We start from the raw sequence: 24,575 nt of genomic DNA, 5'->3' as shown, positions 1-24,575 counted from the left end.
ATTTGCGGCCGTTCGCGCGAGGGCAGGCCGCTAAAAAAAAGAAGCGGGACTGGATTTTGCCCGCTTCGCAAAAAAGCCAGTGTCATCGTTGCGCTGGCTTTCAGTACCCGCTTGCGTGGCGGCACCGGCCGCGGCCAGTGCCGCGGCCGTCATGCCTCAGATTGCCCAGCCGCCGCCGTAGAACACGGCCAGCGCCAGCGCGATGGCCACGGTGCCCACGTTCAGCTTGCGGTATTCACCGGCCACGATGCGGCCGATCACCAGGGTGCAGAAGCCCAGCATGATGCCCGTGACGATATTGCAGGTCAGCACGATAAAGACCGCGCAGACCAGGCCGGCCATGGCGTCGACCATATCGTCCATATGCAGCTTGCTGACGCTGCTGAGCATCAACAGGCCCACATACATCAGGGCAGGTGCCGTCGCGTACGAAGGCACCAGCCCGGCCAGCGGCGAGAAGAAGATCACTGCCAGGAAGAGCAGGCCGACTACCACCGCGGCCAGGCCGGTCTTTGCGCCGGCGGCTACGCCAACGCTCGATTCGATGTAGGCCGCAGCGGGCGCGCCACCGAAGAAGGCCGAGAAGATCGAGCTGAGCGAGTCCGTCGTCAAGGCACGGCCGCCGTTGGGGATCTGGCCCTTCGCATCGAGCTGGCCGGCCTGGCCCGCGACGGCGCGGATGGTGCCGGTGGCGTCGAACACGGCCGTCATCACCAGTGCCAGCACGCTAGGCAGCACCGTCAGCGACAGCGCGCCCTTGATGTCCATCGCACCGATCAGCGAGGCATGGCCCGGCGCGCTCAGCGCGGGTAGCGCGAACACCCCCGTGAACTTGACGGCGGGATCGAAAGCCAGGCCCAGTGCGGAGATGGCGACGATCACCAGCAAGATGCCGCCCGGCACCCGGCGCCGCTCCAGCCCGAAGATGGCGGCCAGGCCGAGGATCGACATGACGACCGGGAAAGCGGTGATCTTGCCCAGTGCGACCGGCAGGCCGGCGCCGGGGTTCTTGATCACCAGGCCCACGTCGTTGGAGGCGATCAGCAGCAGGAACAAGCCAATGCCGATGCCCGTGCCGTGCGCCACGCCGGCCGGCAGGTTGCGCAGGATCCAGGAGCGCACGCCGGTCACGGAAATGGCGGTGAAGACCACCCCCATCAGGAAGATCGCGCCAAGCGCAACGCCCGGGGAGAGCCCCTGCCCGAGCACCAGCCCGAAGGCGGTGAAAGCGGTCAGCGAGATCGCGCAGCCGATGGCGATGGGCAGCTTGGCCCACACGCCCATCAACAAGGAGCCGAACGCCGCGGTCAGGCAGGTTGCGACGAACACGGCGCTGCCATCGAAGCCCGCCTTGCCGAGCATGCCCGGCACGACGAACACGGAGTAGACCATGGCCATGAAGGTGGTGGCGCCGGCCAATGCCTCGCGGCGCCCGGTGCTGCCGCGCTGGCTGATCTGGAAGTAACGGTCGAGGAAGCCCTTGGCTTCGATGGATGCGATGGCGTCGATGGCCTTGGCCTCGATCGCGTCGGTGCCGGGGGCGGTGGCACGGCCGGGGAACGGCTGTTCAAGCATGGCGGAGTGTCTCCTTTGTGGTGCGCTGGGGCGGCGGCTACGTCGCTCGTACCCAGGCTGTCTCGCTTTTTCGTTGTCGTTGCCGAGGCCGTCATGCGGGCCGCCGCGCACAAGATTTGTGTCGCGTTCGGCACTGCATGCAACCCGGTACGCCGCTGTCGGCCGCTTGCTCGCCACTCCGTGCTGGCGCTGCCGGTCCGACATGGCGCAAGACTAAGGGAGGGGCAGCATTCGTTCATAACGGCCGGAACATGGCTGACATTGGGAAATGAATATGAGTGGCGCCTGCGCTGGCGGCCGGCGGGGCGTTCGGAAAAGCGCGGATTGTGGCTGGACGCGGGCAGGAAGGCAACTACCAAAGCGGCGATTGTGCGAATGCCGCCCAAATTGTCAGGACTGCCGGGACATTGGGTAAGGGGTATGGCGGCGGGCGCGGCAACTAGACGGTTTCGTCTCTTCGCCCCTACACTGCATGGCCACTCCGGCACATCGCCCGCCTCCACCTAGACCTAGCCACGCCATGCACGCCATGCAAGTGACCTTCCGTTGCGATCCGCTGCTGCAGGACAACCTCCCGCGCCCGCAGCCTGCCCAGCAGGCGCTGCCGGACTGGGTGCGGGCGATGCGTCCCAAGGCGTTCTCGCCCCTGCACGGACGGGACATCCGCACCATCAAGCAATGCCCGCCGTTCATCGATGCCATGACCCACGGCTTTGTGATTCTGCTGCCATGCGACGTGCGCGTGGAGCGGGGCGTGTTCTCCTGGGATTGGGACTTGCCCGAGCCGGGCATCGACGGCCATCCGCGCGCGCCGCTGAGCTTTCACGTGCCGGAGCAACTGGGCGGCACGCCACTGCACTCGGATGCCGTCGCCGTGAAGTTCAACAGCTTCTGGACCATCGAGCTGCCGCCCGGGTGGTCGCTGCTGGCGATGCATCCGGCCAACCGCTGGGATCTACCGTTCCGCACGCTGAGCGGGCTGGTCGATGCGGACCGCTTCCATGACGTGGGCATCAATTTCCCGGCGCTATGGACCGACGCGGAGTTCGACGGTGTCCTGCCCAAAGGCACGCCTGTCGCGCAGTGCTGCCCGGTGCCGCGCGCGGAGCTCGAACTGTCTTTCGGCACGATCGACGCAGAGGGCGCCGGGCGCTATGAGAAGCTGGCGGCGGAGGTACTGACCACGCCCGGTGTGTACCGCAAGCGCTTTCGCGCGCCGCGCGAGCGGGGCGGTCAGTCCTGAACGCTGCCCGGCTGGCCCGGACGGCCCGGGCTGCCGAGGCCGGCCAGCAAGGCACGCAAGGCGCCGAGGTTGGCCCATAGCCGGCCGTGCGGTCCCGAGCACAGCGCTTGCGCGATGCGGCCGAAGGTCTCCGGCGCAACGCGGTAGGCGTGGGCATAGGCGGCCAGGGCCGCATCCGGCTGGCCGTCTTCCTGCAGCACGATGCCAAGGTTGACCGCCGCCGGCGCAGCGTCCGGCTGGCAGGCCAGGGCGCTGCGCAAGGCGGCCTGCGCACCGCGCAGGTCGCGCCGGTCTTGCCGCACCAGCCCAAGCTGGATCCAGCCGTCGTAGTCCTGCGAATGCGCGCCGACGAGGGCTTCCAGCGTGGCTTGCGCGGCGCTCAGGTCGCCGAGCGCCTGCTGCGCGATGGCCAGGTTCAGGCGCGCCTCCCGGCTGCGCGGCTCCAGCGCCACGGCACTGGAAAAGGCGCCGGCGGCCTCGGCCTTGCGCCCGAGCGCATGCAGCACTTTGCCCCGCTGGAAATGCGCGCGCGCGATATTGCCGTCCAGCGCCAGGGCGCGGTCCAGCGCCGCCAGCGCGGGTTGCAGCTCGCCGCCTCTGCGCATCGCCTCCGCCAGTTCGATCCACGCCGGCGCAAAACCCGGTGCCCGCTGGATCAGCAGGCCCAGTTCCGCCACGGCATCGGCCGTCCCGCTCTGCAACCTGGCAACGCACGCGAGATAGCTCGGCTCCAGGGCATTGCCGCTGAGCGCGCAGGCGCGCAGCAGGGGAGGCAGCGCCTCTGCCGGCGCGCCATCGGCCAGCGCCGCCCGGCCGGCGATCAGTAGCGAGGGCAGGTGATCCGGCCGCAGCGAGAGTCCCTGCGCGATATGGCGCCGCGCCAGCGCGGCATCGCCACGCTGCAAGGCAATCTGCGCGCACAGCTGGCACACGGCGGGATGCGCCGGGTAGCGGCCGATGAGCGCGGCCGCATAGCCGGCAGCGGCATCGATGTTGCCCTGGTTCAGATACGTGATGGCCGCCGTCAGCCCGGCCTCCAGCTCAATGGTCAACTCAACTGCCAGTGCGGCTTCGGGCGCGCTCGGGTCCGTACTCGGCTTGGTCATGGCAAGCGGCGTGGTTGCGGTGGCGCAAGCTTAACCGGTCTGGCCGGCTCGCGGCGTGCTCACGCCTGCTTCATTCACCGCTATCCAGCGTCATCCAACGCTATCCAACGTCAGTCAATGTTGGCGTGCTGGCCAAACTCTTCCAGCAGGCTTGCGCGATGCTCGTCCAGCCGGGGCGAGGGCCGGAAGCCGCTCGCGCCTGCCTGGCTGCCGATCTTGATCGGGTTGCCGGCCAGGGTGATCGGGCGGCCCTCGCCAATGCTGGCTTGCAGCAGCATGCCGCGCGCTTGGACGTGCGGGTCTTGCACGATGTCGGCCACGTTTTGCAGCGGGCCGTGCGGCACGCCGGCGCCTTCCAGCGTGGCAGACCAGGTGGCGCTGTCCGCATTGGCCAGGCGCGCTTCCATGCAAGTCTTGAGTTCGGCGTGGTGCTGGTTGCGCGCCACCACGGTGGCAAAGCGCGGGTCGGCAGCCAGTTCCGGCAGGCCGAGCGCGGCGCAGAGTTTCTGGAACAAGGTGTCGTTGCCCGCCGCAATGACGATGAAGCCGTCAGCGGTCTTGAACATGTCGAACGGCGTGATGGAGGGATGGCGCGTGCCCAGCGGCGCGGGCACGGCGCCGGTGGCGGAGTGGCGCGCGATGGCGTTCTCCAGCAGTGCGACCTGGCAATCGAGCATGCCGATATCGACGCGTTCGCCAAGCCCTGTGCGGCTGCGCTTGAGCAGCGCGGACTGAATGCCGATGGCGGCATACAGTCCCGCGCCAAGGTCGCCGATGGACACGCCGACGCGCACCGGGTCGCCGCCGGTCTGGCCGGTCACACTCATCAGGCCGCCCATTGCCTGCACCACCATGTCGTAGGCGGGCCGGTCGCGGTAGGGGCCGGTCTGGCCGAAACCCGAGATCGAGGCGTAGACCAGGCGCGGGTTAGCCGCATGCAGGGCCTCCCAGGTAAAGCCGAGTTTTTCCATCACGCCGGCGCGGAAGTTTTCCACCAGCACATCGGCGCCGGCGATCATGGTTGCCAGCACTTCACGGTCGCGCGGAGATTTCAGGTCGAGCGCGATGGATTCCTTGTTGCGGTTGACCGAGGCGAAGTACGCCGACTCGCCATCCACGAACGGGCCTACATGCCGGGAGTCGTCGCCGCCTGCGGGGTTTTCAATCTTGATCACGCGCGCGCCGAGGTCGGCCAGCATCATGGTGCAGTAGGGACCGGCCAGCACGCGGGTCAGGTCCACCACGGTAAAGCCCGCGAGCGGGAGGTTTGCGGCATTGCGATTCATGGAAATCCTTTTGGGCCGGGAGGCCCCGGGTACATCGAACGAGTGCGGGAAGGGCGTGTGGCTTAGTCGATCCTGGCGCCGCTGCTCAGAGTCAGGTCTGCCACGGTCTTGCCTTCGCGCTGCGCGAACTGCCGGAACTCCGCGGGCGATGCGGACGGCGAGACCTCCTCGCCGCGGCTGGCCAGCCTGGCCCGCAATTCCGGCTTGGCGAGCGCCTTGGCGGAAGCGGCGAAGAGTTTCTCGATCACGGCGGGCGGTGTTTGCGCCGGGGCAAACAGGCCATACCAGTTGGTCACGTCGTAGCCTTTGATGCCGGCTTCGGCGATGGTCGGATAGTTCGGCAGCACGGAAGAGCGCTTGGCGGAGGTGACGGCAATGCCGACCACCTTGCCGGTATCGATCATGGCCTGCACGGAAGCCGGCGTGGCAAAGGTGAACTGCGCATCGCCGGCGGCCACCGCCTGCGCGGACGGCGCGCCACCCTTGTAGGGCACGTGGGTAAGCTGGACGTCGGCCAGCTTGGTGAACTGCACGCCGGCCAAGTGCGTGATCACGCCGTTGCCGGAGGACGAGTAATTGAGCGCGCCGGGGTGCTGGCGGGCTTTCGCCAGCAGGTTGGCCACGCTGGTGATGCCGGATTCCTTGTTGGCCGCCAGAAGCAGCGGCGAGACGGTCAGCCGCGTGATGGGTGCAAAGTCCGTGGGTTCGTAGCGGATGTTCTTGTAGAGCACCTTGTCGCCGCCCATCAGGCTGGCCGAGGCGATATACAGCGTGTAGCCATCGGCCGGCGCCTTGGCCACGATCTCGGCGGCAATGGTGGTGCCCGCGCCAGGCTTGTTGTCGACGATGACCGGTTGCCCGAGTTCCTTGGAGAGCGCGTCGCCATACAGCCGCGCCACGTTGTCGGCGCCGCCGCCGGCGGGGAAGCCGATCACCACGCGGATCGGCTTGATTGGGAAGGCGTCCGCCGCCAGCGCGGGGCCGGCCAGGGCGGATGCGCACGCTAGCAGGAACAGCAGGGTTGGGTGCTGCTTGATCATCGTTGTCTCCGGGTTTTGTTTTTTTGCGTTCCGTGTTCTGTGTGCTGTGTTCTGTGTTCCGCGGCGCGCCTACCTGCCGGTGAATACCGCGGCGCGTTTCTCGCGCCAGGCGGCTGCGCCCTCGCACAAATCCGCCGACGCCCCGGCCCGCGCGATCTCGCGTTCCAGCGCGGCCGTGTCCAGCGCGCCGCGCGCAATCTGGTTCAGCGCCTGCTTCATGCCCAGCAGGGCAATGGGCGCCATGCCGGCGAGCGTGGCGCTGAGCGCATCGACGCGCTGCGCCAGGGTGTCGGCCGCGACGATCTCGGTCAGGAAGCCCACCTTGAGCATGGCATCCGCATCGAGCCGGTCGGCCGTCAGGAAGAGGCGCTTGGCGGTGTCCACGCCCAGCCGGCTGACATAGCGCTCCAGCCCGCCCCGGTAGAAATGCAGGCCGAGCCTGGCGGCCGGCATAAACATGTCGCAGTGGGGCACGCCCACGCGGAAGTCGCAGGCCAGGCACAGATCCGTGGCGCCGCCATAGACGCCGCCGTTGACCGCCGCGATGGTGACGGGGCGAGCGGCTTCGATCAGGTCGATCATCTCGCCGAAGGCCGGCGCCCCCGCCTCGTCGGCGCTGGCCAGCGCGCCGATGTCGTAGCCGCTGCAGAAATACTTGCCGGTACCGGTGAAGCGCAGAACCAAAACAGTCTCCATCGCATTGATGGAGTTGATATGCTCGCGAAGTACCAGCAAATCACGCGGACTTAGCCGATTCGCCACTTCGGGACGTTCAAAGGTGATGGTTGCAACGCTTCCATCGATGCTGAGCCGAGGTTCGCTGTGTTTTTGCATATAAGATTGATGTTTAGATATATTGAGGTTGATTTTAGATATGCCAAAGGAAGCATCAAATCGAGGTTTACCCGTGCAATCGCTCCAGGACCGGATCCGGGAGGCAATTGAGGAAGAGATTCACGCCGGCAAGCTGAAGCCCGGATCGCAGCTCGACGAGCGTGCGCTAGCCGAGCAATTCGACAGTTCGCGCACGCCGGTGCGGGAGGCATTGCTGATGCTGGCGGCGCAAGGCCTGGTGACGATCGTGCCGCGCGCGGGGATCTTCGTGCACAAGCCAACCGTGGCCGAACTGGTGGCGATGTTCGAGACGCTGGCTGAGATGGAGGGCGTGGTGGCCCGGCTGGCAACGCAGCGCATCAGCGAGGCGGGCAGGGCGGCGCTGTCGTCGGCGTTCGAGCATGGCCGGGCCTTTGTGGAGGCGGCCGATACGCCGGGCTATGTGGATGCCAATCGTGATTTCCACGACGTGCTCTATCAGGCGACAGCCAACCCCTATCTGGCAGAGCAGATCCGCATGCTGCGGCGGCGGCTGGCGATCTACTGGCGCCATCGCGGACTCATCAACCCCGCTCGCGTGCCCAGTTCCTTCCAGGAGCATGGCGTGATCGTGGCGGCGGTACTGGCGGGCGACGCGGATGCGGCGGCTGACGCGATGCGCGCGCATCTTTCGGCGGGTGGCAAGGCCATCGCCGATCTGGTGCTGCTGGCGCAGGACGCTTATGACGAGCCGGCCGCCGCCGCGGGAGGGCGCTGAGCCAACCGCGCCGCGCCGAACGCGCTGGCGCGGCAACTGGTAGCATCGCAGACGGCTTGTCTGGCGCCCACGGGCGCCCGGCAACATCTGGTCAAGGGGGCGGCGGCGCTGCCTCCGTTTTCAACGCTGTTTTCCCGAGTCTCCCGCTTCGTGTCCGCCGAACCCTATTTCTACGAGCCAGCCAACGGGCATGGCCTGCCGCATGATCCCTTCAACGCCATCGTCGGGCCGCGCCCGATCGGCTGGATTTCCTCGCGCGGTGGCGATGGGATCGTCAATCTCGCGCCCTATAGCTTCTTCAACGCCTTCAACTACACGCCGCCCATCGTGGGGTTTGCCAGCATTGGCTACAAGGACAGCGTGCGCAATATCGAGCAGACCCGCGAGTTTTGCTGGAACCTGGCCACGCGGCCGCTGGCCGACGCCATGAACGCGAGCTGCGCGGCCGTGCCGCCGGAGGTCGACGAGTTCGAACTGGCAGGGCTCACGCCGGTGGCGTCGCGCATGGTCGCGGTGCCGCGGGTGGCGCAAAGCCCGGTCTCGTTTGAATGCAAGCTCACCCAGCTGATCCAGCTCGAGGGCGTCGATGGCCATCAGGTGCCGACCTGGCTGGTGCTGGGCGAGGTGGTCGGCGTGCACGTGGACAAGGCGCTGTTGAAGGATGGCATCTATGACACTGCCGCGGCCCGGCCGATCCTGCGCGGCGGCGGGCCGGCCGACTACTTCGAGATCGGGCCCGAGGCGCTGTTCCACATGCGGCGCCCGCGCTGAGCGCTTCCTCGGCGCTGATGGCGGATTCCAGGCCGGCTGATTGCCGGCTTTTTCACGCCTGCAGATTCGGCTTGACAGACAGACCTGTCTACTAAAATAATGTAGACAGCTCTGTATCATTTTGAGTTCGCCGAATGCCCTGCAGGCCGCTTTTTCTAATTCATTGCTGTCGCAGCCAGGAGAAGTCGATGTCGTCCAACCCCGAAATCCGTCCGCCCGTGCCCCCGTTCACCCGTGAAACCGCCATCCAGAAAGTACGCGGCGCCGAAGACGGCTGGAACAGCCGCGACCCCGAGCGTGTGGCGCTCGCCTACACCGTCGACAGCGCGTGGCGCAACCGCGCGGAGTTTGTGAACGGGCGCGAGGCTATCGTGGGCTTCCTGGCGCGAAAGTGGCAGAAGGAGCTGGACTACCGCCTGATCAAGGAACTGTGGGCGTTCGACGGCAACCGCATCGCGGTACGGTTTGCGTACGAGTGGCATGACGATTCGGGCAACTGGTATCGCTCTTACGGCAACGAGAACTGGGAGTTCAACGAAGCTGGCTTGATGCAGCGGCGCTTTGCCTGCATCAACGATGCGCCGATCAAGGAGTCCGAGCGCAAATTCTTCTGGCCCCTGGGGCGCCGCCCGGACGACCACGCCAGCCTGAGCGATCTCGGCTTATAAGCCGCACGGCCCGATCAGGGATAATCGCCCCATTTTTCGCAGCAAGGAACACTTCAGCCATGGCCACGCCTTCCGCCCGCGAGCGCATCCTGGATACCGCCGCCCGCCTGTTCTACCAGGACGGGCTGCGCGCGACCGGCATCGACAAGATCATCGCCGAGTCCGGCGTGGCCAAGATGTCCCTGTACCGGCATTTCGCCTCGAAGAACGAGTTGATCGCGGCCTTCCTCGACCAGCGCCACGAGAGCTGGATGCGCTGGTTCGAGCAGGACGTGGAAGCGCGCTTTGCCGCCAGCCCCGGCCTGGAGGTCATCGCGCAGGCGCTGGCCGACTGGTTCTCCGACGAGGATTTTCGCGGTTGCGCGTTTATCAATGCGGTGGCCGAGGCGGGCGCCTCTGGCGAGGGCACTCAGGTGGCGCAATCCGTGGCGCACAAGGCGGAACTGGCGGCCTTTATCGGTTCGCTGGTCAGGCGCCTTGGCTTGCCGGAGCTCGATGCCATTGCTGAAGAGGCGATGCTTTGCGTGGAGGGCATGATCGTGCGGTACCAGATGACAGCCGATCCGGGCGTGATCGATGCAGGACGGCGGTTGCTGCGCCGGTTGCAGCAAGTGCGTTGAAGGCGGGGGCGTAAAGCCCATTTCGGGGCGGCTGTTACAGCGGCGCGGGCTGTGTCTGGGGTGGCTGCGCCGGATGCGTTGGCTGCGCTGGCGCGGCCGGCTTCTTGTCGCTCGTGCCGCTGTAGGCGAAGTACTTGGCCTTGGCGCCCTTGGCCCAATACGCCAGGGTGAACTGCTTGCTGTCGCGCGCGTAGAGCATCTCGAGGCTGCCGTTGGCTGCTTCCCACTCTGCGTAGCCGTTCTCGGCACTGGGCTCGGTCTTGCGCTTGGACTCGTAGCGGGCATCGAGCTTCTTGCTGACGTCATCCAGCGCGGACCGGTCGAACGTCAGTGTGACGAGCGCCACCGTGTCGCCCGCGTCGCAGTTCACGATCGCGCGGGTCAGGCCCGGCAGATTGAAGCGGTCAAGGTGCTTGAGCTCCACCGTGTCCCCGCCGGCCCACGGCGTGGTGCCTGTCTTGACGCGATTCGGGCCGGGCGTCATCCGTGCGCACTTGGTCTTGCCAAGCTCAAGGCCGAGGGGGGCCGCGTCCTTGCCGGGCGGTTGTGCGTGGGCGGCGATCGACGCCAATAGGAGGGCGGCGAGGAGGGGGCGCTTCTTCATCATGGTTTTGGCGAGATTCGAGATCTCGAAACGAACATGAGAGAGATTCTAAGGCCTGCCGCCGCGAGGCCATGCACTTCCGCGTTTTGCCCCAGTGTGTTGAGCAAGCTTTGACGCCACCGCCGTTTGTGTTTCGCATGGTCCATACCGCGTTCCGGGCGCGCGATTCGCGGCCGGAACGCGTAGCGTGCAGCGGCGTTGACGCGTCATGCGCCGTAGTAGAAGGCGCTGCGCACGGCATCGATCCGAGGTTGCATGCTGGCCTGAGCCTGAGCCTGAGCCTGCGCCTGTGGTGGCATGCTTGCCGTGTCCCCCTTGGCTGCCGCGGCAGCTTGCGCTGCCACCTTGGCTTCGGCCGCTTGAATGTCCTGGGGATAGGTCGCGTCGTCGCCGCGGCCCGGCTGGTAGCCGGCTTGCTCCAGCCGGATCAGGTCGGCGCGGACTTCGGCACGGGTGAGTGGCGCCGGCTCGCTTTGCGCGAAGGACAGAGCCGGCACTGCCAGGGCGCAGGACAGCAAGACTGTGCGAACGATTGCTTTCATGGTGCGTTACCTCTTTCAGTTGGAAGGGCCCGGTGTCGCTGGGGCCGCCGCGCTTTCACCGAGATGATGAAAGGCTGTCACCAGTATTGGTTTTGCACGGTGACCTCGGCCTTACCATCTCATTACAATCCCGTCATGCACCGCTGATGCTGCCAAAGCGGCTTTGCCGCTATGCCGCTATGCCGCTATGCCGCTATGGCGCCACGGCAGTCCGTTGCCAGCCACCGCCCAGTGCCTTGACCAGCATCACACTCGCGATCAACTGGCGTCGGTGCACCAGTTCGGCGGCCCGTTCGCTGGCAAGCGCGGTGCTCTCCAGCACGCTGACATCCAGGTAGGCCACCGCGCCCTTGCGGTAGCGGTCCAGCCCCAGCGCCAGGGCGCGCTCGGACGCCTCGGTGGCGGCTTGCTGGCTGCTGGCCTCTTCCTGGAGCGCATGCAGCGCGGCGAAGTTGTCTTCCACCTCCTGGAAGCCGCGCAGCACGCTTGCGCGATAGTCGGCGGCACTGGCATCGAACTGGGCGCGCGCGCTGTCGGCCATCGCCTGGCGGCGGCCGCCGTCGAACAGCGTGGCGGCCAGTGCCGGGCCGATCGCCCAGAAGCGGCTCGGCGCGGTCAGCCAGCTTGCCAGGCTGGTGCTCTCCAGCCCGCCGCCGACGGCGAGCAGCAGGCTCGGGAAAAACGCGGCGCGGGCCACGCCGATCTGTGCATTGGCGGCTGCCACGCGGCGTTCGGCGGCGGCAATGTCGGGGCGGCGCTCCAGGAGTTGCGAGGGCAGGGCGGCCGGCATGGCCGGCAGGGTGGGCAGCACGGCAGTATCGGCCAGCGGCGGCAGCGAGAAGCGCGCTACGGGCTCGCCCAGGAGCGTGGCGACGGCATGCTCCAGCTGCGTGCGGTTCAGGCGCAGGTCGGCTAGCTGCGCCTTGGTGCTTTCGAGCTGCGCCTTGGCTTGCGCCACGTCGCCTTCGGTGGCGATGCCGCCACGGTAGCGGTTGTCGGCCAGTTGCAGGACCGTGCCGTAGGCGTCGACGGTGCGCCTGAGCAGATCGATCTCCCTGTCGGCCGAACGCAGGCCGAAGTAGTCGGCAGCCAGTTCGGCCTGCAGGCCGAGGCGCACCGCCGCCACGTCGTCCGCACTGGCCTGGGCGCGCGCCTCGGCTGCATCCACGCCATTGCCGATGCGTCCCCACAGGTCGGGTTCCCAGGACGCGGTGAGCCCTAGCAGGTGGTCGGGCTCGGTCTTGCCGGCCAGTGAGCGGCCAACCACATTGGCCGAGGTATGGCTGCTGCTGGTGCTGAGCCCGGCGCTGATGGTGGGAAAGTAAGCCGCATGCGCGGCCCGGGCCTGGGCCCGCGCGTCTTCCAGCAGGGCCACGGCCTTGCGCAGCGTCTGGCTGGAAACGTCGATGCGGGCTTCGAGCGCGTTGAGCGGCGCGTCGCCATACACGCGCCACCAGTCCGGCGCGATGCCCGCCGGGCCGCCCGGATGCGCGGCGCTGGCACCGGCTTCCTTGTATGCGGCGGGCGTGTCGACAGCGGGAGGTTGATATGCCGGCGCGGTGGCACAGCCTGCCAGCAGTGCTGCCAGCGCCAACGCGGCGAGCGACGCCGCCAGCCGGCGTGGCCGCGCTGCAGGCACGCGGGTTTGATGAGAACGCTTGGGAGTCTGCATGGCGGGCCTACTTAGCCTGGCTGGCCGTGGTTGGCTGCTGGGTGGCCGGCGCATCGGGCGCATCCGGCGCATCCGGCGCAACCCGGACCTGATCGCCCGCCAGCAGGCCGTCGCCGGGGTTGACCACCACCTGTTCGCCGCCCTGCAAGCCCTCCGTGATCTCCACATGCGAGCCAAAGTCTCGGCCCAGCGTCACCTGCCGGATCGCCAGCTTGCCGTTCGTGCCCACCACGGCCACGCAGGTGCCCTGCGGGCGGAACATCAACGTGTTGGCCGGCAGGGTCAGGCCCGCCTTGGCTTGCGGCGCGCTCAGGTGGACCTCGGCATAGGCGCCCGGCAGGATCCGTCCCCCCGCATTGTCCACGTCCAGCTCCACGCGCAGGCTGCGCGTGACGTTGTCGATGGCGCCGGCATTGCGCGCCACGGCAGCGGCAAAGCGCTGGCCGGGGAACTGCGGCAGTGTCAGCCATGCCTGCATCTGCGGGCCAACCATGCCGCTTGCATCCTGCGGCACCTGCACATACACACGCAGCCGCGTGCCGGCGGAGAGATGGAACAACTCCCGGCCGGGTCCGCCGGCGCTGCCGGCATCGATCAGCGCGCCGGTGTCCACGTTGCGCGCCGTCACCACGCCGTCGAAGGGCGCGCGGATCTGCGTGTACGAGGCGAGTTGCGCCAGCCGTGCCGTGTTGGAGCGGGCGGAGGCCAGCGTGGCGGCCTTGGCCTGCATGTCGGCCACCTTCTGGTCGGTGTCCTGCTGCGCCACCGAGCGGGATTTGAGCAGGTCTTGCCAGCGCTCGGCGGTGCTTTTGGCCAGCGCGTAGTTGGCCGCGGCGATGGCTTCGTCGGCGTGCGCTTGCCGCAGCTGGTCGCTGACCTCGGGCGCGTCGATCTCCGCCAGCAACTGGCCTTGCTTGACCGGGGTGCCGATGTCGGCGTACCAGCGGCGCAGGTAGCCGTTGACGCGCGCATAGACCGGTGCGTCCTGGAAGGCGCGCACGTCGCCCGGCAAGGTCAGTTCCTGCAGTGCCGGCGCGCTGGCAGGCCGCACCGTCGAGACGGTGGTGGCCAGGGCTTCGGCGGTGCGCGTGGCCAGCGTGGCATGGGCATGCAGCCTGGGGAGGATGCCGGCGGCCAGCGCGCCGCCAAGCACGGTCAGTACCAGCAAGCTGGCTCGCAGGCGGCGCGTGCGCGCGGGCGCCATGCCTGGGGCGGCGGTGACGTCGCCGGATGGGGACATGGGAGGAGCAGGGAGAGTCATGCCGGGCCTTTCTGGTCGAGACCGAGAGCGGGATGCAAATCAGGGACAGGGATGGGGGCCGGCGCACGAGCGGCAAGCCACCGGTGCAGCAGCGCGAACAGGGTGGGCACCAGCACCAGCGTGGCGACGGTGCCGCAGGCTAGCCCGCCGATCACGGCGCGGCCGAGCGGGGCGTTCTGCGCGCCGGCATCGCCCGCGCCGAGCGCCATCGGGATCATGCCGATCAGCATGGCCATCGCGGTCATCACTACCGGACGGAAGCGCCCGATGCCGGCTTGCAGCGCCGCCTCGAGGGGCGCCACGCCCGCCGCGCGCAGTTCGCGCGCCAGGCTGACCACCAGGATGCTGTTGGCGGTGGCGATGCCGATGCACATGATGGCGCCGGTCAGTGCCGGCACGCTGATGGTGGTGCGCGTGACAAACAGCATCCACGCCATGCCCGCCAGTGCGCCCGGCAGGCCGCCGATGATGGCCAGCGGGTCAAGCCAGGACTGGAAGTTCACCACCATCAGCAGATACACCAGCACCACCGCAATCGCCAGGCCGCCAAGCAGCCCGGCGAAAGAGGCGTGCATGGTCTGCACCTGTCCACGCACCACCAGTTCGGAGCCGGGTGGCAGCGTCTTGCGCGCGGCATCGACGATGCGGCCGATGTCACCCGCCACCGCGCCAAGATCGCGCCCGCGCACCGAGCCGAAGATGTCGATCACCGGCTGCACGTTGTAGTGCGACACCACGCCTTGCTGGCTGGACCGCACCACATTGCCGAGCGAGCCAAGCAGGTCGCCGCCGCTGCCGGAGCCTGGCGTGGCGGCGCCAAGTCCCATCGGAATGTTGGACAGCGACTGCAGCGAGCCCATGGCGGACTGCGGCACCGACACCATCAGCGGATAGCTCACGCCGTTGCGTGGATTGAGCCAGAAATTGGGTGAGGTCTGGCCGCTGCCGGAGAGTGAGATCAGCAGGTTCTGCGCCACCTCGCGTTGTGACAGCCCGGCCTGCAGCGCGCGGGTGCGGTCCACATTCACCGTCAGCGCGGGCTGGTCGTCCGGTTGCTGGATATGCACATCGGCCAGCCCCGGCACCGCGCGCAACTGGCCAACCAGTTTTTGTGCCACCGCGCGATTGGCTGCCAGCTGATTGCCCACCACCTGGATATCGATCGGCGCCGGCAGCCCGAAATTCAGGATCTGGCTGACGATGTCGGCCGGCAGGAAGGAGAAGCTCACGCCAGGGAATGCCTTGGGCAGCAGGGCGCCCAGCTGGTCGACATAGCCCGCCGTGGCGCCATGGCCTGGCTTCAGCGACACCAGGATCTCGGCGTCGGCGGTGCCGATCGGCAGCGCGGAGTCATAGGTCAGGTTGATGCCGCTGACTGGCAGGCCGATGTTGTCGATGATGCCGGCCACCTGGTCCGGGCCGATGGCAGCGCGGATGCGGTTCTCCACCGCATCGGCGATGCGCGCCGTTTCCTCGATGCGGGTACCCGTGCGCGCGCGCATGTGCAGGCGGATCTCGCCGCTGTCCACGCTGGGAAAGAAGTCCTGCCCCAGGAAGGGCACCAGCGCCATCGAGGCGGCGCAGCAGGCCAGGAAGGCTGCGGACAGCCGCCTGGGGTGGCGCAGTGCTGCGGCGAGGGTAGCGGCGTAGCGCGTGCGAACGCCTTCGAACCCGCGTTCAAAGCGCGCCTGCAGCCGTGTGCAGGCGCGACGCAAGCGGCCTGGGTCGCGCGCCTGCGCAGCGTTGTCGTGTTCGTCATTGCGTTCGCCACGCAGCAGGTAATGCGCCAGCGTGGGAATCAGCGTGCGCGAGAAGAAGTAGGACGCCGCCATGGCGAACACCACGGCCTCGGCCATCGGCACGAACAGGTAGCGCGCCACGCCGCTGAGCAGGAACATCGGCAGAAACACGATGCAGATCGACAGCGTGGATACCAGCGTGGGCACGGCGATCTGCGCCGAGCCTTCCAGGATCGCATGCTCCAGCGGCTTGCCCAGCTCGCGGTGGTGGGTGATGTTCTCGATGGCCACGGTAGCGTCGTCCACCAGCACGCCCACCGCCAGCGCCAGCCCGCCCAGCGTCATGATATTGAGCGTCTCGCCGAGCGCGCTGAGCGCCATCAGCGCGGCCAGCACCGAGAGCGGGATCGAGACCGCGATGATCAGCGTGGCGCGCCAGCTGCCCAGGAACAGCAAGATCATCGCGGCGGTCAGGCAGGCGGCGATCAGCGCTTCATGCAGCACGCCGTGGATGGCGGAGGTCACAAAGACCGACTGGTCCGATACCGGCTGCACCCGCAGCGAAGACGGCAGCCCGGCCATGATGCGCGGCAGCATGGCCTTGACCTGGGCGATGATGGACAGCGTGGAGGTGTTGCCGCTTTTCTCGATCTCCAGCAGCGCGGCGCGCTTGCCGTCGCGGCGCACCACGTTGGTCTGCGGCGCGTAGCCGTCGCGCACCTGGGCCACGTCGCGCACATAGACCGTGCCGCCGGGGCCGCTCTTGACCGGCAGGTTGTTGAGTCCGTCCACGGTGGCCGTGCTGCCATTCAGGTCGACCCGGTATTCCAGCGCGCCGATCTTGGCGGTGCCTCCGGGCAGCACCAGGTTTTGCGCATTGATGGCGTTGACCACGTCCAGTGGCGCCAGGCCGCGCGCCTGCAGCGCGCGCGTGTCGAGATCCACCATCACCTGGCGTACCTTGCCGCCGTAAGGCAGCGGCACCGACGCGCCCTGCACGGTAGCCAGCTGCGTGCGGATGAAGTTGTTGCCCAGGTCGTAGAGCTGCTGCTCGGGCAGTTGGTCGCTGGCCAGCGCCAGCCGCAGGATCGGCACGGTGGAGGCGCTGTAGCTCAGGATCAGCGGCGGCGTGGTGCCCGGCGGCATGTTGCGCAGCATCGATTGCGCGCCCGACGAGGTCTCGGCAATCGCGCGGTTGATGTCGGCGCCAGGGTGGAAGAAGATCTTGATCACCGCCACGCCGGCGAGCGACTGCGACTCGATATGCTCGATATCGTCCACGCTGTTGGTCAGCGAGCGCTCGTAGCCAGTGACGATGCGGCGCGCCATATCCTCGGCGGACAGGCCGTTGTAGGTCCACACCACGCTGACCACCGGGATGTCGATGGCCGGAAAAATGTCGGTCGGCGTGCGCAGCAGCACCAGCGGGGCGGCAAGCAGCAAGCACAACGCCAGCACCACAAAGGTGTAGGGGCGGCTCAGCGCGAGCCTGACAATCCACATGGTGTGCACTCCGGGATGAGGGTTGGGGGGCAGCGACGGCCGCTTTCTTGCGGTGTCCGCGGTGAGCGATGGCCGCATTCTAGGAAGCCAGGGGGGCCGGTAACGCTGTCGAATCGATTACAGATTTGTCATTCAGGAGCGCCGCGCCAACGGCTATCATCCGAGCATGCAAGGCGCCCGAAGCGCGCCCTGCCGGTACTGGCCAGGCGAGGACGGACATGAGAATTCTGGTGGTGGAGGACGAGCCCAAGACCGGCGAGTACCTGCGCAAGGGGCTGACCGAATCGTCCTTCGTGGTCGACCTGGCGGTGACTGGCGCCGATGGCCTGCACCAGGCGCTGGAGGTGGTGTACGACCTGGTTATCCTTGACGTGATGCTGCCCGGCATGAACGGCTGGGACGTGCTCAAGCAACTGCGCGAGCACAAGGACACGCCGGTACTGTTCCTGACCGCGCGCGATGAAGTGGAGGACCGCGTGCGCGGGCTGGAGCTGGGCGGCGACGACTATCTGGCCAAGCCCTTCGCCTTTGTCGAGCTGCTGGCGCGGGTGCGTACCTTGCTGCGGCGCGGCCCGGTGCGCGAGGCCGACCGCATCGAGATCGAAGACCTGGAGATCGACCTGATCCGACACCGCGTGACGCGCGCCGGCCGGCGCATCGAGCTGACGCCGCGCGAGTTCTCCCTGCTGCATTTCCTGGCGCGGCGTCACACCGAGGTACTGAGCCGCACCCAGATCGCCTCCCATGTCTGGGACATGAACTTCGATAGCGATACCAATGTGGTGGACGTGGCGGTGCGCCGCCTGCGCGCCAAGATGGACGACGATTTCCAGCCCAAGCTGATCCACACCGTGCGTGGCATGGGCTATGTGCTGGAGCGCCGGGAACCCTGATGCGCAGGCTCTCGCTCACTGCCCGCCTGGCGCTAGCCTTTGGCCTGGTGGCCGCGATCGTGTTCGGCGGCGCGGGCGCTTACCTCTACCGCGCGCTGGCCATGCAGGTGATAGAGCGCGATGACGCGGAACTGCTGCGCAAGGTGGCGCGCGCGCGGGCCGAGCTGATGGAGCAGGGTGCCCGGCCCGACAGCGACTGGCGCGAAGTGGCGGGCGTGGTGTCCGGCAACGACGAGTTCGCGCTGGTGGTGCGCGCCGCCAGCGGCGCCGTGCTGCTCGCGGCCAATGCCGGCGAAGGGCCGCCCGCTTTGCAGCCGGTGGCGCCCGCTGCGCCGCTCGGGCCCGAAGCGATCCGTGCCTGGACCACGCAGCAGGGTTACCCGGTGCACGGCGTGCAGGCGCTGGTCCCCGTCGGGCCTGGCACTGGCGCCGCCACGCAGACGCTGACCTTCACGCTCTACCAGACCGCCATCTCCCGCACCACGTTGCTGCGCGCATACCGCGCGAAACTGCTGTTGACGGGGCTGCTGGGCACGCTGGCCGTGGCCGGGCTTGGCTACCTGGTGCTACGCGCCGGCATGGCGCCGCTGCGGCGCATCGCCGCCGGGGCATCGTCGGTCACGGTGCGGCGGCTCGAGTTGCCGATCGACCCGGCGCGGCTGCCGCCCGAACTGGCGGAACTGGCTGCGGCCCTGCAGCAGATGATGGACCGGTTGCGGGATGGGTTCGAACGCCTGTCACAGTTTTCCGCGGACCTGGCGCACGACTTCCGCACGCCCATCGGCAACCTGCTCGGGCAGAGCCAGGTCGCGCTGTCGAGCGAGCGCAGCGCCGACGAATACCAGGCGCTGCTGGCGTCCAATATCGAGGAATACGAACGCCTCGCCCGCATGATCGAGAACATGCTGTTCCTCGCGCGGGCCGAGAACGCTCGCGTGGCGGTCAACCCGGTGCGCCTGGACCTGGCACGCGAACTGGGCGCGCTGTCCGATTATTTCGAAGGGCTGGCGGAGGCGAGCGGCGTGGCGATCGCGGTGGATGGCGGGGGCGCCTTGCTGGCCGATCCGCTGCTGCTGCGGCGCGCGGTCAGCAACCTGGTGGCCAATGCCATCCGCTACACACCCGCCGGGCAGACGGTGGTGATGGCGGCGCGCACGGGCCCCGCAGGCAGCCGTATCGAAGTGCGCAACCCCGGGGCCGGCATCGCGCCGGAACACCTGCCCAAGCTGTTCGACCGCTTCTTTCGCGGTGATCCTGCCCGCGCCAACTCGGGAGAGTCGGCGGGCATCGGGCTGGCCATCGTGAAGTCCATCATGGACTTGCACCATGGGCACGTTGAGGTGGAGTCCGAAGTCGGGGGAACCACGGTCTTCAGGCTGCTGTTTCCGCCGAGCATGGCGGATTCGGTGTCTTAGGTGCCGCTGCCGCTGTAGCTGCCGCTGTAGCTGCCGCTGTTACTGGCGCAGCGACGTGAGCAGCCGGATGCCGAGCAGCGCCATCACCCCGCCGGCCGCGCGATCCAGCCACAGCTTGAAGCGCAGGTAGAACGCACGCGGCCTGGCGCTAGAGAGCGCGATCGCCACGATGGCGTACCAGCCCGTCTCGATGGCAAAGACCATCAGCGGCAGCGCCAGCAGCAGCGAAGCCGGCACCTGGGCGGGCAACAGCGCGGCAAACACGCTGGCGTAGACCACCGCCGTCTTGGGGTTGCTCAGCTGCGTGGCGAAGCCGCTCAGCAAGGCATGGCCGCGCCCCGTGGCGGGCGCTCCACCGCCTGCAGCTGCGCCGGCCGCCATTGCCAGGGGCGCGCTGGCGCCGCGCCAGATGCGCGCGCCCAGATACACCAGGTAGATGCCGCCGCCCACCTTCATCGCCATGTACAGCCAGGGCACCGCCGCCAGCAACAGCTTGAGCCCGAGCAGCGCGGCCGCGGCAAACACCACGCCGCCCAGCCCCATGCCCAGCGCCATGTAGAGCGCGTCGGCGCGGGAGCGGGCAATGGCGGCGCGTGCCACCATGACGAAGCTCGGGCCGGGGCTGACAGCGCCGAGCGCCAGCGCGCCGCCGATGGCCAATGTCGATGTGAGTGCGTCCATGGGTTTGTCTCGTCAGGAAGGCGGGGATCCGCTGCGGGCCAGCATGAGGCCGATGCGCGTGGCGAGATGGTAGCAGCAAGACGCACGCGCCGCCGGCTTCGGCAGGCCCCGCTCCCCCGCTCAGTTAGCGCCGAATCCCGCGATGCTCAGCGCCGCAATCGTCTGCGCCAGCTCCTCGCGCAGTGTCGCCACGAGCTGCGCCGCCGGCAAGGCGCGCGCCAGCGGCGCGGCCTGCCCGGCCCATTGCGCGGCGTAGTCCGCATTGCCGCGCGCCTTGGCCGCCGCATGCAGGGCCTTGCCGGCGTCGTAGGTGATGGGGTAATCGGGGATCGCCGGGCGGTCCGCCGCCTCGCCCAGTTCCGTCAGCCGGTTGACGAAGCCGCGCGCGGCCCGGCCGGAAATGGCGCGGGTCAGCGTGGTGCGGGCAGGCCGGTCCGCCAGCAGGGCGGCGCGGTAGGGCGCGTCGGCCACGGTCTCCGGGCAGGCCACGAAGGCGGTGCCGAGCTGCGCGGCCTGCGCGCCCAGCGCCAGGGCCGCCGCAATGCCGGCGCCGTCCATGATGCCGCCGGCGGCGATCACGGGCAGGGCGGTATGGCGGGCCAGCAGCCGTACCAGCGCCAGGGTGCCAAGGCCTTCGTCATGCCCTTCGGGCTTGAACGTGCCGCGGTGGCCGCCGGCTTCCACGCCCTGGGCAACGATGGCATCGACGCCGGCAGCGGCGATCTGCCGCGCTTCGTCCAGGCTGGTGGCCGTGGCCATCAGGAAGATGCCGGCAGCGTGCAGCGCGTCGATCCAGGCCTGCGGCGGCAAGCCGAAATGGAAGCTCACTACCGCGGGCCGCTCCTCCAGCAGCATCGCGAACATGGCGTCGTCGGCGATAAAGCTGGTGTAGATCTCGCGCAGGCTGGCGGGCGGCGTGGCGCCGAATTCGGCGAAGCTCGGCGCCAGGTAGGCCAGCCATTGCGCCTCGCGCGCCGGATTGGCGACGGCGGGCGCGTGGCAGAACAGGTTGATGTTGAAGGGCTTGTCCGTCAGCGCACGGGTTTCGCGGATGGTCTTGCGGGCGCCCTCGGCGTCCATGGCGCCGACGCCGAGCGAGCCCAGGCCGCCGGCATTCGACACTGCCGCGGCAAGCGCCGGCGTGCTGACGCCCGCCATGGGTGCCTGGATGATCGGGGTGGCAAGGCCGAGCCGGGAGAGCAGCGCGCGCGGTTGCGTGGCGTGGATGGGGTTGGTCATGGACGGGCTCCTCGTTTTTTCATTAATGAGTGGATTCTGTGGGGTGGGTTCTGTGCCGTGCGCCGGGCGTGCGATGGCCTTCACAGGAAGCAGAAGACGGCAGAGGCCAGCAGCGCGGCAGCGGCGGCGGCAAGCGGGCCGCTGAAGCTATGGCTGTGCGCCATCAGCGCATCGGATACCAGCGGGCCGGCAATCTGGCCTACGCCATAGGCGGCGGTCATGATGGCAAGCAGGTTGAATGTCACGCGGTGGGCCACGCGTTTCGCGGCGGGCATGGCGATGGTCACGGTGCCAACGAAGGTGCCACCCACCAGCAGCGCGCTAGCCAGGTAGGCCGCGGCCGAGTGGCTGAGCGCGGGCAGGATCACGCCCACCGCCTGCACCAGCAGGTTGAGCGCGAGCGCGCGCCGGGTGCCAAGGCGGCCGTGCAGCGCATGCCAGAGAAAACACGAAGGTGCCGCGCCAAGCCCGAACGCGGCCCAGATATGGATCGGGTCGACGTGGCCGAGCGCGTCGCGCACAAAGAGCGGCAGGTAGGTTGCCGTGACGATATAGCCGAACCCCGCCAGCCCGTAGCTGGCCACCAGCGGCCACGGACCAGGGCCGTTGGCATTGGCCTCGCCCGCGGCGTTGGCACTGGCAGCGGCATGCGGCTGGGGTGCCGGCACGCGGCCCGCAAGATACGGCCATGCCAGCAAGCTCAGCACAGCGGCGCCACCGCCGATTGCCAGCCACAGCATGGGACTGTGCCAACCGGCCAGGTTGCCGGCGGCAATGAGCTCGGCGGACAGCAGGATGCCGGCACCGACACCCGAGAACAATAGCGGCGCGCCATGCGGATGTCCTACCACCTGGAACAGCCACACGGACGCGCAGATCAGCGCGATGGCGCTGAGCACGCCCGCCAGGAAGCGCACGCCGATAAAGAACCAGGGCGCGGCCGGCACTGCCAGCGCCAGCAGGCACAGGGCGGTGCCGAAGAGGGCAATGCGGCAAAAGCGCGGCGCAACGCGCTGCGGCATGCGGCTGACCGCTAGGGCGCCCACGAGATAGCCTGCATAGTTTGCGGACGCGGCCAGCGAGCCGGCGCTGACGCTCAGCAGGCCTTCGCGCACCATCAGCGGATACATGCCGGTAAACGCAAAGCGCCCGAAGCCCATGCCCACCGCCAGCACCAGCGCGGCGGCCATCGAGGGCATCCAGGGCACCATGGCATTGCCCAAGGATTGCGGCGCTGGCGTGAGGGTCCGGATCCTAGCCATGCTGCAGCTCCTGAAGAAACGCCGCGTATGCCGACGTGGCAAAACCCGAACGGCGCACCAGTAGTGTGTGCGCGACTCGCACGGGCACGGTTTGCAGGCTTGCGGCATCGGGGTGCAGCGCCAGCAGCGACCTCGGCAGGATGGCCACGGCCGAGCCCGCCGTCACGCAGGCCAGGATCGCGTGGTAAGACGCCAGTTCCAGCACGTTCAGCGCCAGCCGCGGGCCTTCGCCGCTGGCGAGCCAGGCCTCGGCACACAGGCGGTACGTGCAGCCGCGCGAGAACGTGGCCAGGCTGCGCAGCTTGATGTCCTGCGGCGTGCGCACCGGCGGATGGCTGTGCGGCAGCACCAGCAGCAGTTCTTCGGAGAACAGGAACGTGCCTTCCAGGCCGGGGCCGAGCACGTCCATATCCAGCGTGTCTGGCGCGCCCTCGGAAGGATGGGCCACCACGGCGCAGTCGATGCGATGCGCCAGCAGTGCATCGATCAAGGCTTGCGTGGTGCCGGTCTGGATCTCGATCCGCACGTCCGGCCATTTGCCGTGATAGCGCGCCAGCGGGCGGGGCAGCCGGCTGGCAGCCGAGCTTTCCATGCTGCCCACGCGCAGCGTGCCCGAGGGCGCATCGCCGCGCACGGATTGGCGGGCCTCCTCGGCCAGCGCCAGCAACCGCTCGGTGTAGCCCAGGAAGCGCTGGCCTTGCGGCGTCAGGGTCATGCGCTTGCTGTCGCGCAGGAACAGGGCGACGCCAAGCTCCTCTTCGAGCTGCTTGACGCGCGTGGTGACATTCGACTGCACGCGGTCCAGGGTCTTGGCAGCCCGCGTGACGCTTTCTTCAAGCGCAACGGCCCGGAAAATCTCAAGTTCGGCCAGATCCACGGCAATCCTTTGGTTGAAATTTATTCTTAAAAAGAGAACAAATTTCAATTAACTATCATCTATGGGAAACGATAAGTCAAGAAAGCCCTGATGCCGGCAGGGTGGGTGGAGCGGGAAAAGCACTCTGCTGCGCGATGCCGCGCGCATCGCGAGGCGGACGCTTGTGCGGTCTGAACGGGCGCAGGCCCGCCATGTACCTAAGCCGCGGGGCTAATGCGGATCCTGATATTGCTAGGGTTGGGGTTGCGCGGGTTGATGCTGAGAATGCCGCTGTGCCGATGCGGGCCGCGCCAGGAGCGCACGGATCGACGCAAGGTAGCGGTCCCCAACCTCCCGGCTGGCCCGGTTCGACTGGGCGCGCAGGGTGCGGCGGGCCGGTGGCGTGATGTTCAGGCTGCGGCAGATCGTTGACAGGTAGGGCTTGCGGTCTCCCGCCAACCGCTGCGCCGCGGCTTGCACCGCCGCATCGCCTACGCGTTCGCGCAGCCAGGCCAGGACCTGCCTGTCGTATTCGTTCTGTACCCGGACCAGGTGTTCCATGATCGGCTCCCGTAACTACTGTTCATCCATACAGTTACTGTAAATATATACAGTAATCTGGTTTTTTCAAGGATGAATGCCGAGGACCAGATACGGGCCACCGTCCAGGGGGCTACAGGACCATGCAGGCGCCAGCGCTGGCGTCGGGGTGTTGCGCCAGGCAGGCGGGCGCGGCGGGCGGCATCTCCAGGTGGCAGCGCTGGCTCGCAGGCAGGTTCTCTTCCGGGGGCTTGCAGGCTGGGCGCGTGTCATGCCGCGGCGGGTGGTTGTCGCGCAGGGCCGGGTGGTGCTTTTCCACCCAGCGCGCCGCTCTCCAGAGCGCGAAGATGCAGGCAACCGCATAACTGCAGTAGATGAGGATCAGCATAAGCACCTTGCTTCGCGCCCGCTTGGGGGCGAGTAGTTCAAGAAAGTGCGAGTATGCGCAAGATCACTCTCGGCGCGGTA

General features: G+C 68.0%; 23 protein-coding genes. 7 read left to right on the top strand and 16 right to left on the bottom strand.

What is annotated here, in order from left to right; translation table 11 throughout:
- Nucleotides 1-156: 156 nt before the first annotated feature.
- Nucleotides 157-1,575: an NCS2 family permease gene (locus tag ACX12D_RS26910; protein ID WP_459376467.1), complete on the bottom strand. Its 1,419-nt coding sequence runs from the start codon at nucleotides 1,573-1,575 to the stop codon at nucleotides 157-159.
- Between the two features lie 529 nt (nucleotides 1,576-2,104).
- Between ACX12D_RS26910 and ACX12D_RS26905 the strand changes: the two genes are divergently transcribed.
- Nucleotides 2,105-2,818, top strand: coding sequence for a hypothetical protein (locus tag ACX12D_RS26905; protein ID WP_459376466.1), 714 nt, complete (start codon nucleotides 2,105-2,107; stop codon nucleotides 2,816-2,818).
- Here the strand turns inward: ACX12D_RS26905 and ACX12D_RS26900 are convergent.
- From ACX12D_RS26900 to ACX12D_RS26885, 4 genes are all read right to left on the bottom strand, one after another.
- On the bottom strand, nucleotides 2,809-3,924 hold the full coding sequence (locus tag ACX12D_RS26900) for a tetratricopeptide repeat protein (protein WP_459376465.1): 1,116 nt from the start codon (nucleotides 3,922-3,924) through the stop codon (nucleotides 2,809-2,811). The two genes, ACX12D_RS26905 and ACX12D_RS26900, sit on opposite strands and share 10 nt — an antisense overlap.
- Nucleotides 3,925-4,034: 110 nt before the next feature.
- On the bottom strand, nucleotides 4,035-5,210 hold the full coding sequence (locus tag ACX12D_RS26895) for a CaiB/BaiF CoA transferase family protein (RefSeq protein ID WP_459376464.1): 1,176 nt from the start codon (nucleotides 5,208-5,210) through the stop codon (nucleotides 4,035-4,037).
- A 62-nt stretch (nucleotides 5,211-5,272) separates the two neighbouring features.
- Nucleotides 5,273-6,250 (bottom strand): Bug family tripartite tricarboxylate transporter substrate binding protein, encoded by a 978-nt coding sequence (locus ACX12D_RS26890; protein ID WP_459376463.1) that lies wholly within the window; start codon nucleotides 6,248-6,250, stop codon nucleotides 5,273-5,275.
- Nucleotides 6,251-6,319: 69 nt separating this feature from the next.
- Nucleotides 6,320-7,084, bottom strand: coding sequence for an enoyl-CoA hydratase/isomerase family protein (locus tag ACX12D_RS26885; RefSeq protein WP_459376462.1), 765 nt, complete (start codon nucleotides 7,082-7,084; stop codon nucleotides 6,320-6,322).
- A 73-nt stretch (nucleotides 7,085-7,157) separates the two neighbouring features.
- Between ACX12D_RS26885 and ACX12D_RS26880 the strand changes: the two genes are divergently transcribed.
- The 4 genes from ACX12D_RS26880 to ACX12D_RS26865 all read left to right on the top strand — a co-directional run bounded on the left by ACX12D_RS26880 (nucleotide 7,158) and on the right by ACX12D_RS26865 (nucleotide 9,900).
- Nucleotides 7,158-7,841 (top strand): GntR family transcriptional regulator, encoded by a 684-nt coding sequence (locus ACX12D_RS26880; RefSeq protein WP_459376461.1) that lies wholly within the window; start codon nucleotides 7,158-7,160, stop codon nucleotides 7,839-7,841.
- Nucleotides 7,842-7,991: 150 nt separating this feature from the next.
- On the top strand, nucleotides 7,992-8,612 hold the full coding sequence (locus ACX12D_RS26875) for a flavin reductase family protein (protein ID WP_459376459.1): 621 nt from the start codon (nucleotides 7,992-7,994) through the stop codon (nucleotides 8,610-8,612).
- A 188-nt stretch (nucleotides 8,613-8,800) separates the two neighbouring features.
- On the top strand, nucleotides 8,801-9,280 hold the full coding sequence (locus ACX12D_RS26870) for a nuclear transport factor 2 family protein (RefSeq protein WP_459376458.1): 480 nt from the start codon (nucleotides 8,801-8,803) through the stop codon (nucleotides 9,278-9,280).
- Between the two features lie 59 nt (nucleotides 9,281-9,339).
- Nucleotides 9,340-9,900: a TetR/AcrR family transcriptional regulator gene (locus tag ACX12D_RS26865; RefSeq protein WP_459376457.1), complete on the top strand. Its 561-nt coding sequence runs from the start codon at nucleotides 9,340-9,342 to the stop codon at nucleotides 9,898-9,900.
- Between the two features lie 34 nt (nucleotides 9,901-9,934).
- On the opposite strand, the gene ACX12D_RS26860 is transcribed toward ACX12D_RS26865, so the two are convergent.
- The 5 genes from ACX12D_RS26860 to ACX12D_RS26840 all read right to left on the bottom strand — a co-directional run bounded on the left by ACX12D_RS26860 (nucleotide 9,935) and on the right by ACX12D_RS26840 (nucleotide 17,221).
- A complete protein-coding gene (locus tag ACX12D_RS26860; RefSeq protein WP_459376533.1) occupies nucleotides 9,935-10,504 on the bottom strand; it encodes a hypothetical protein in 570 nt (189 codons plus the stop codon).
- A gap of 206 nt (nucleotides 10,505-10,710) precedes the next feature.
- Nucleotides 10,711-11,046, bottom strand: coding sequence for a DUF4148 domain-containing protein (locus ACX12D_RS26855; protein ID WP_459376456.1), 336 nt, complete (start codon nucleotides 11,044-11,046; stop codon nucleotides 10,711-10,713).
- A gap of 193 nt (nucleotides 11,047-11,239) precedes the next feature.
- Nucleotides 11,240-12,718, bottom strand: coding sequence for an efflux transporter outer membrane subunit (locus ACX12D_RS26850; protein WP_459376455.1), 1,479 nt, complete (start codon nucleotides 12,716-12,718; stop codon nucleotides 11,240-11,242).
- A gap of 7 nt (nucleotides 12,719-12,725) precedes the next feature.
- Nucleotides 12,726-13,958 carry an efflux RND transporter periplasmic adaptor subunit gene (locus tag ACX12D_RS26845; protein ID WP_459376454.1) on the bottom strand — a complete coding sequence of 411 codons (1,233 nt, stop codon included), beginning with the start codon at nucleotides 13,956-13,958 and terminating at the stop codon, nucleotides 12,726-12,728.
- A 17-nt stretch (nucleotides 13,959-13,975) separates the two neighbouring features.
- Nucleotides 13,976-17,221 carry an efflux RND transporter permease subunit gene (locus ACX12D_RS26840; RefSeq protein WP_459376453.1) on the bottom strand — a complete coding sequence of 1,082 codons (3,246 nt, stop codon included), beginning with the start codon at nucleotides 17,219-17,221 and terminating at the stop codon, nucleotides 13,976-13,978.
- Between the two features lie 218 nt (nucleotides 17,222-17,439).
- Between ACX12D_RS26840 and ACX12D_RS26835 the strand changes: the two genes are divergently transcribed.
- A complete protein-coding gene (locus ACX12D_RS26835) occupies nucleotides 17,440-18,114 on the top strand; it encodes a heavy metal response regulator transcription factor (protein ID WP_150991420.1) in 675 nt (224 codons plus the stop codon).
- Nucleotides 18,114-19,529: a heavy metal sensor histidine kinase gene (locus ACX12D_RS26830; protein WP_459376452.1), complete on the top strand. Its 1,416-nt coding sequence runs from the start codon at nucleotides 18,114-18,116 to the stop codon at nucleotides 19,527-19,529. Before ACX12D_RS26835 ends, ACX12D_RS26830 begins: the two co-directional genes overlap by 1 nt.
- Before the next feature lie 39 nt (nucleotides 19,530-19,568).
- Here the strand turns inward: ACX12D_RS26830 and ACX12D_RS26825 are convergent, their stop codons facing one another.
- The 6 genes from ACX12D_RS26825 to ACX12D_RS26800 form a co-directional block, all read right to left on the bottom strand.
- Nucleotides 19,569-20,210 carry a LysE family translocator gene (locus tag ACX12D_RS26825; RefSeq protein WP_459376451.1) on the bottom strand — a complete coding sequence of 214 codons (642 nt, stop codon included), beginning with the start codon at nucleotides 20,208-20,210 and terminating at the stop codon, nucleotides 19,569-19,571.
- Nucleotides 20,211-20,330: 120 nt separating this feature from the next.
- Nucleotides 20,331-21,449: an NAD(P)H-dependent flavin oxidoreductase gene (locus ACX12D_RS26820; RefSeq protein WP_459376450.1), complete on the bottom strand. Its 1,119-nt coding sequence runs from the start codon at nucleotides 21,447-21,449 to the stop codon at nucleotides 20,331-20,333.
- An 80-nt stretch (nucleotides 21,450-21,529) separates the two neighbouring features.
- Nucleotides 21,530-22,711 (bottom strand): YbfB/YjiJ family MFS transporter, encoded by a 1,182-nt coding sequence (locus tag ACX12D_RS26815; RefSeq protein WP_459376449.1) that lies wholly within the window; start codon nucleotides 22,709-22,711, stop codon nucleotides 21,530-21,532.
- Nucleotides 22,704-23,588, bottom strand: coding sequence for a LysR substrate-binding domain-containing protein (locus tag ACX12D_RS26810; protein WP_459376448.1), 885 nt, complete (start codon nucleotides 23,586-23,588; stop codon nucleotides 22,704-22,706). Before ACX12D_RS26810 ends, ACX12D_RS26815 begins: the two co-directional genes overlap by 8 nt.
- A gap of 231 nt (nucleotides 23,589-23,819) precedes the next feature.
- Nucleotides 23,820-24,128, bottom strand: coding sequence for a hypothetical protein (locus ACX12D_RS26805; RefSeq protein ID WP_459376447.1), 309 nt, complete (start codon nucleotides 24,126-24,128; stop codon nucleotides 23,820-23,822).
- Between the two features lie 112 nt (nucleotides 24,129-24,240).
- Nucleotides 24,241-24,495, bottom strand: a complete 255-nt coding sequence (locus ACX12D_RS26800) for a hypothetical protein (RefSeq protein ID WP_441639918.1) — start codon at nucleotides 24,493-24,495, stop codon at nucleotides 24,241-24,243.
- Between the last annotated feature and the right edge of the window lie 80 nt (nucleotides 24,496-24,575).

Source organism: Cupriavidus sp. PET2-C1 (genome assembly GCF_054515855.1).
The sequence above is the reverse complement of the archived record's forward strand: the minus strand, read 5'-3'. Positions and strand labels throughout refer to the sequence as shown.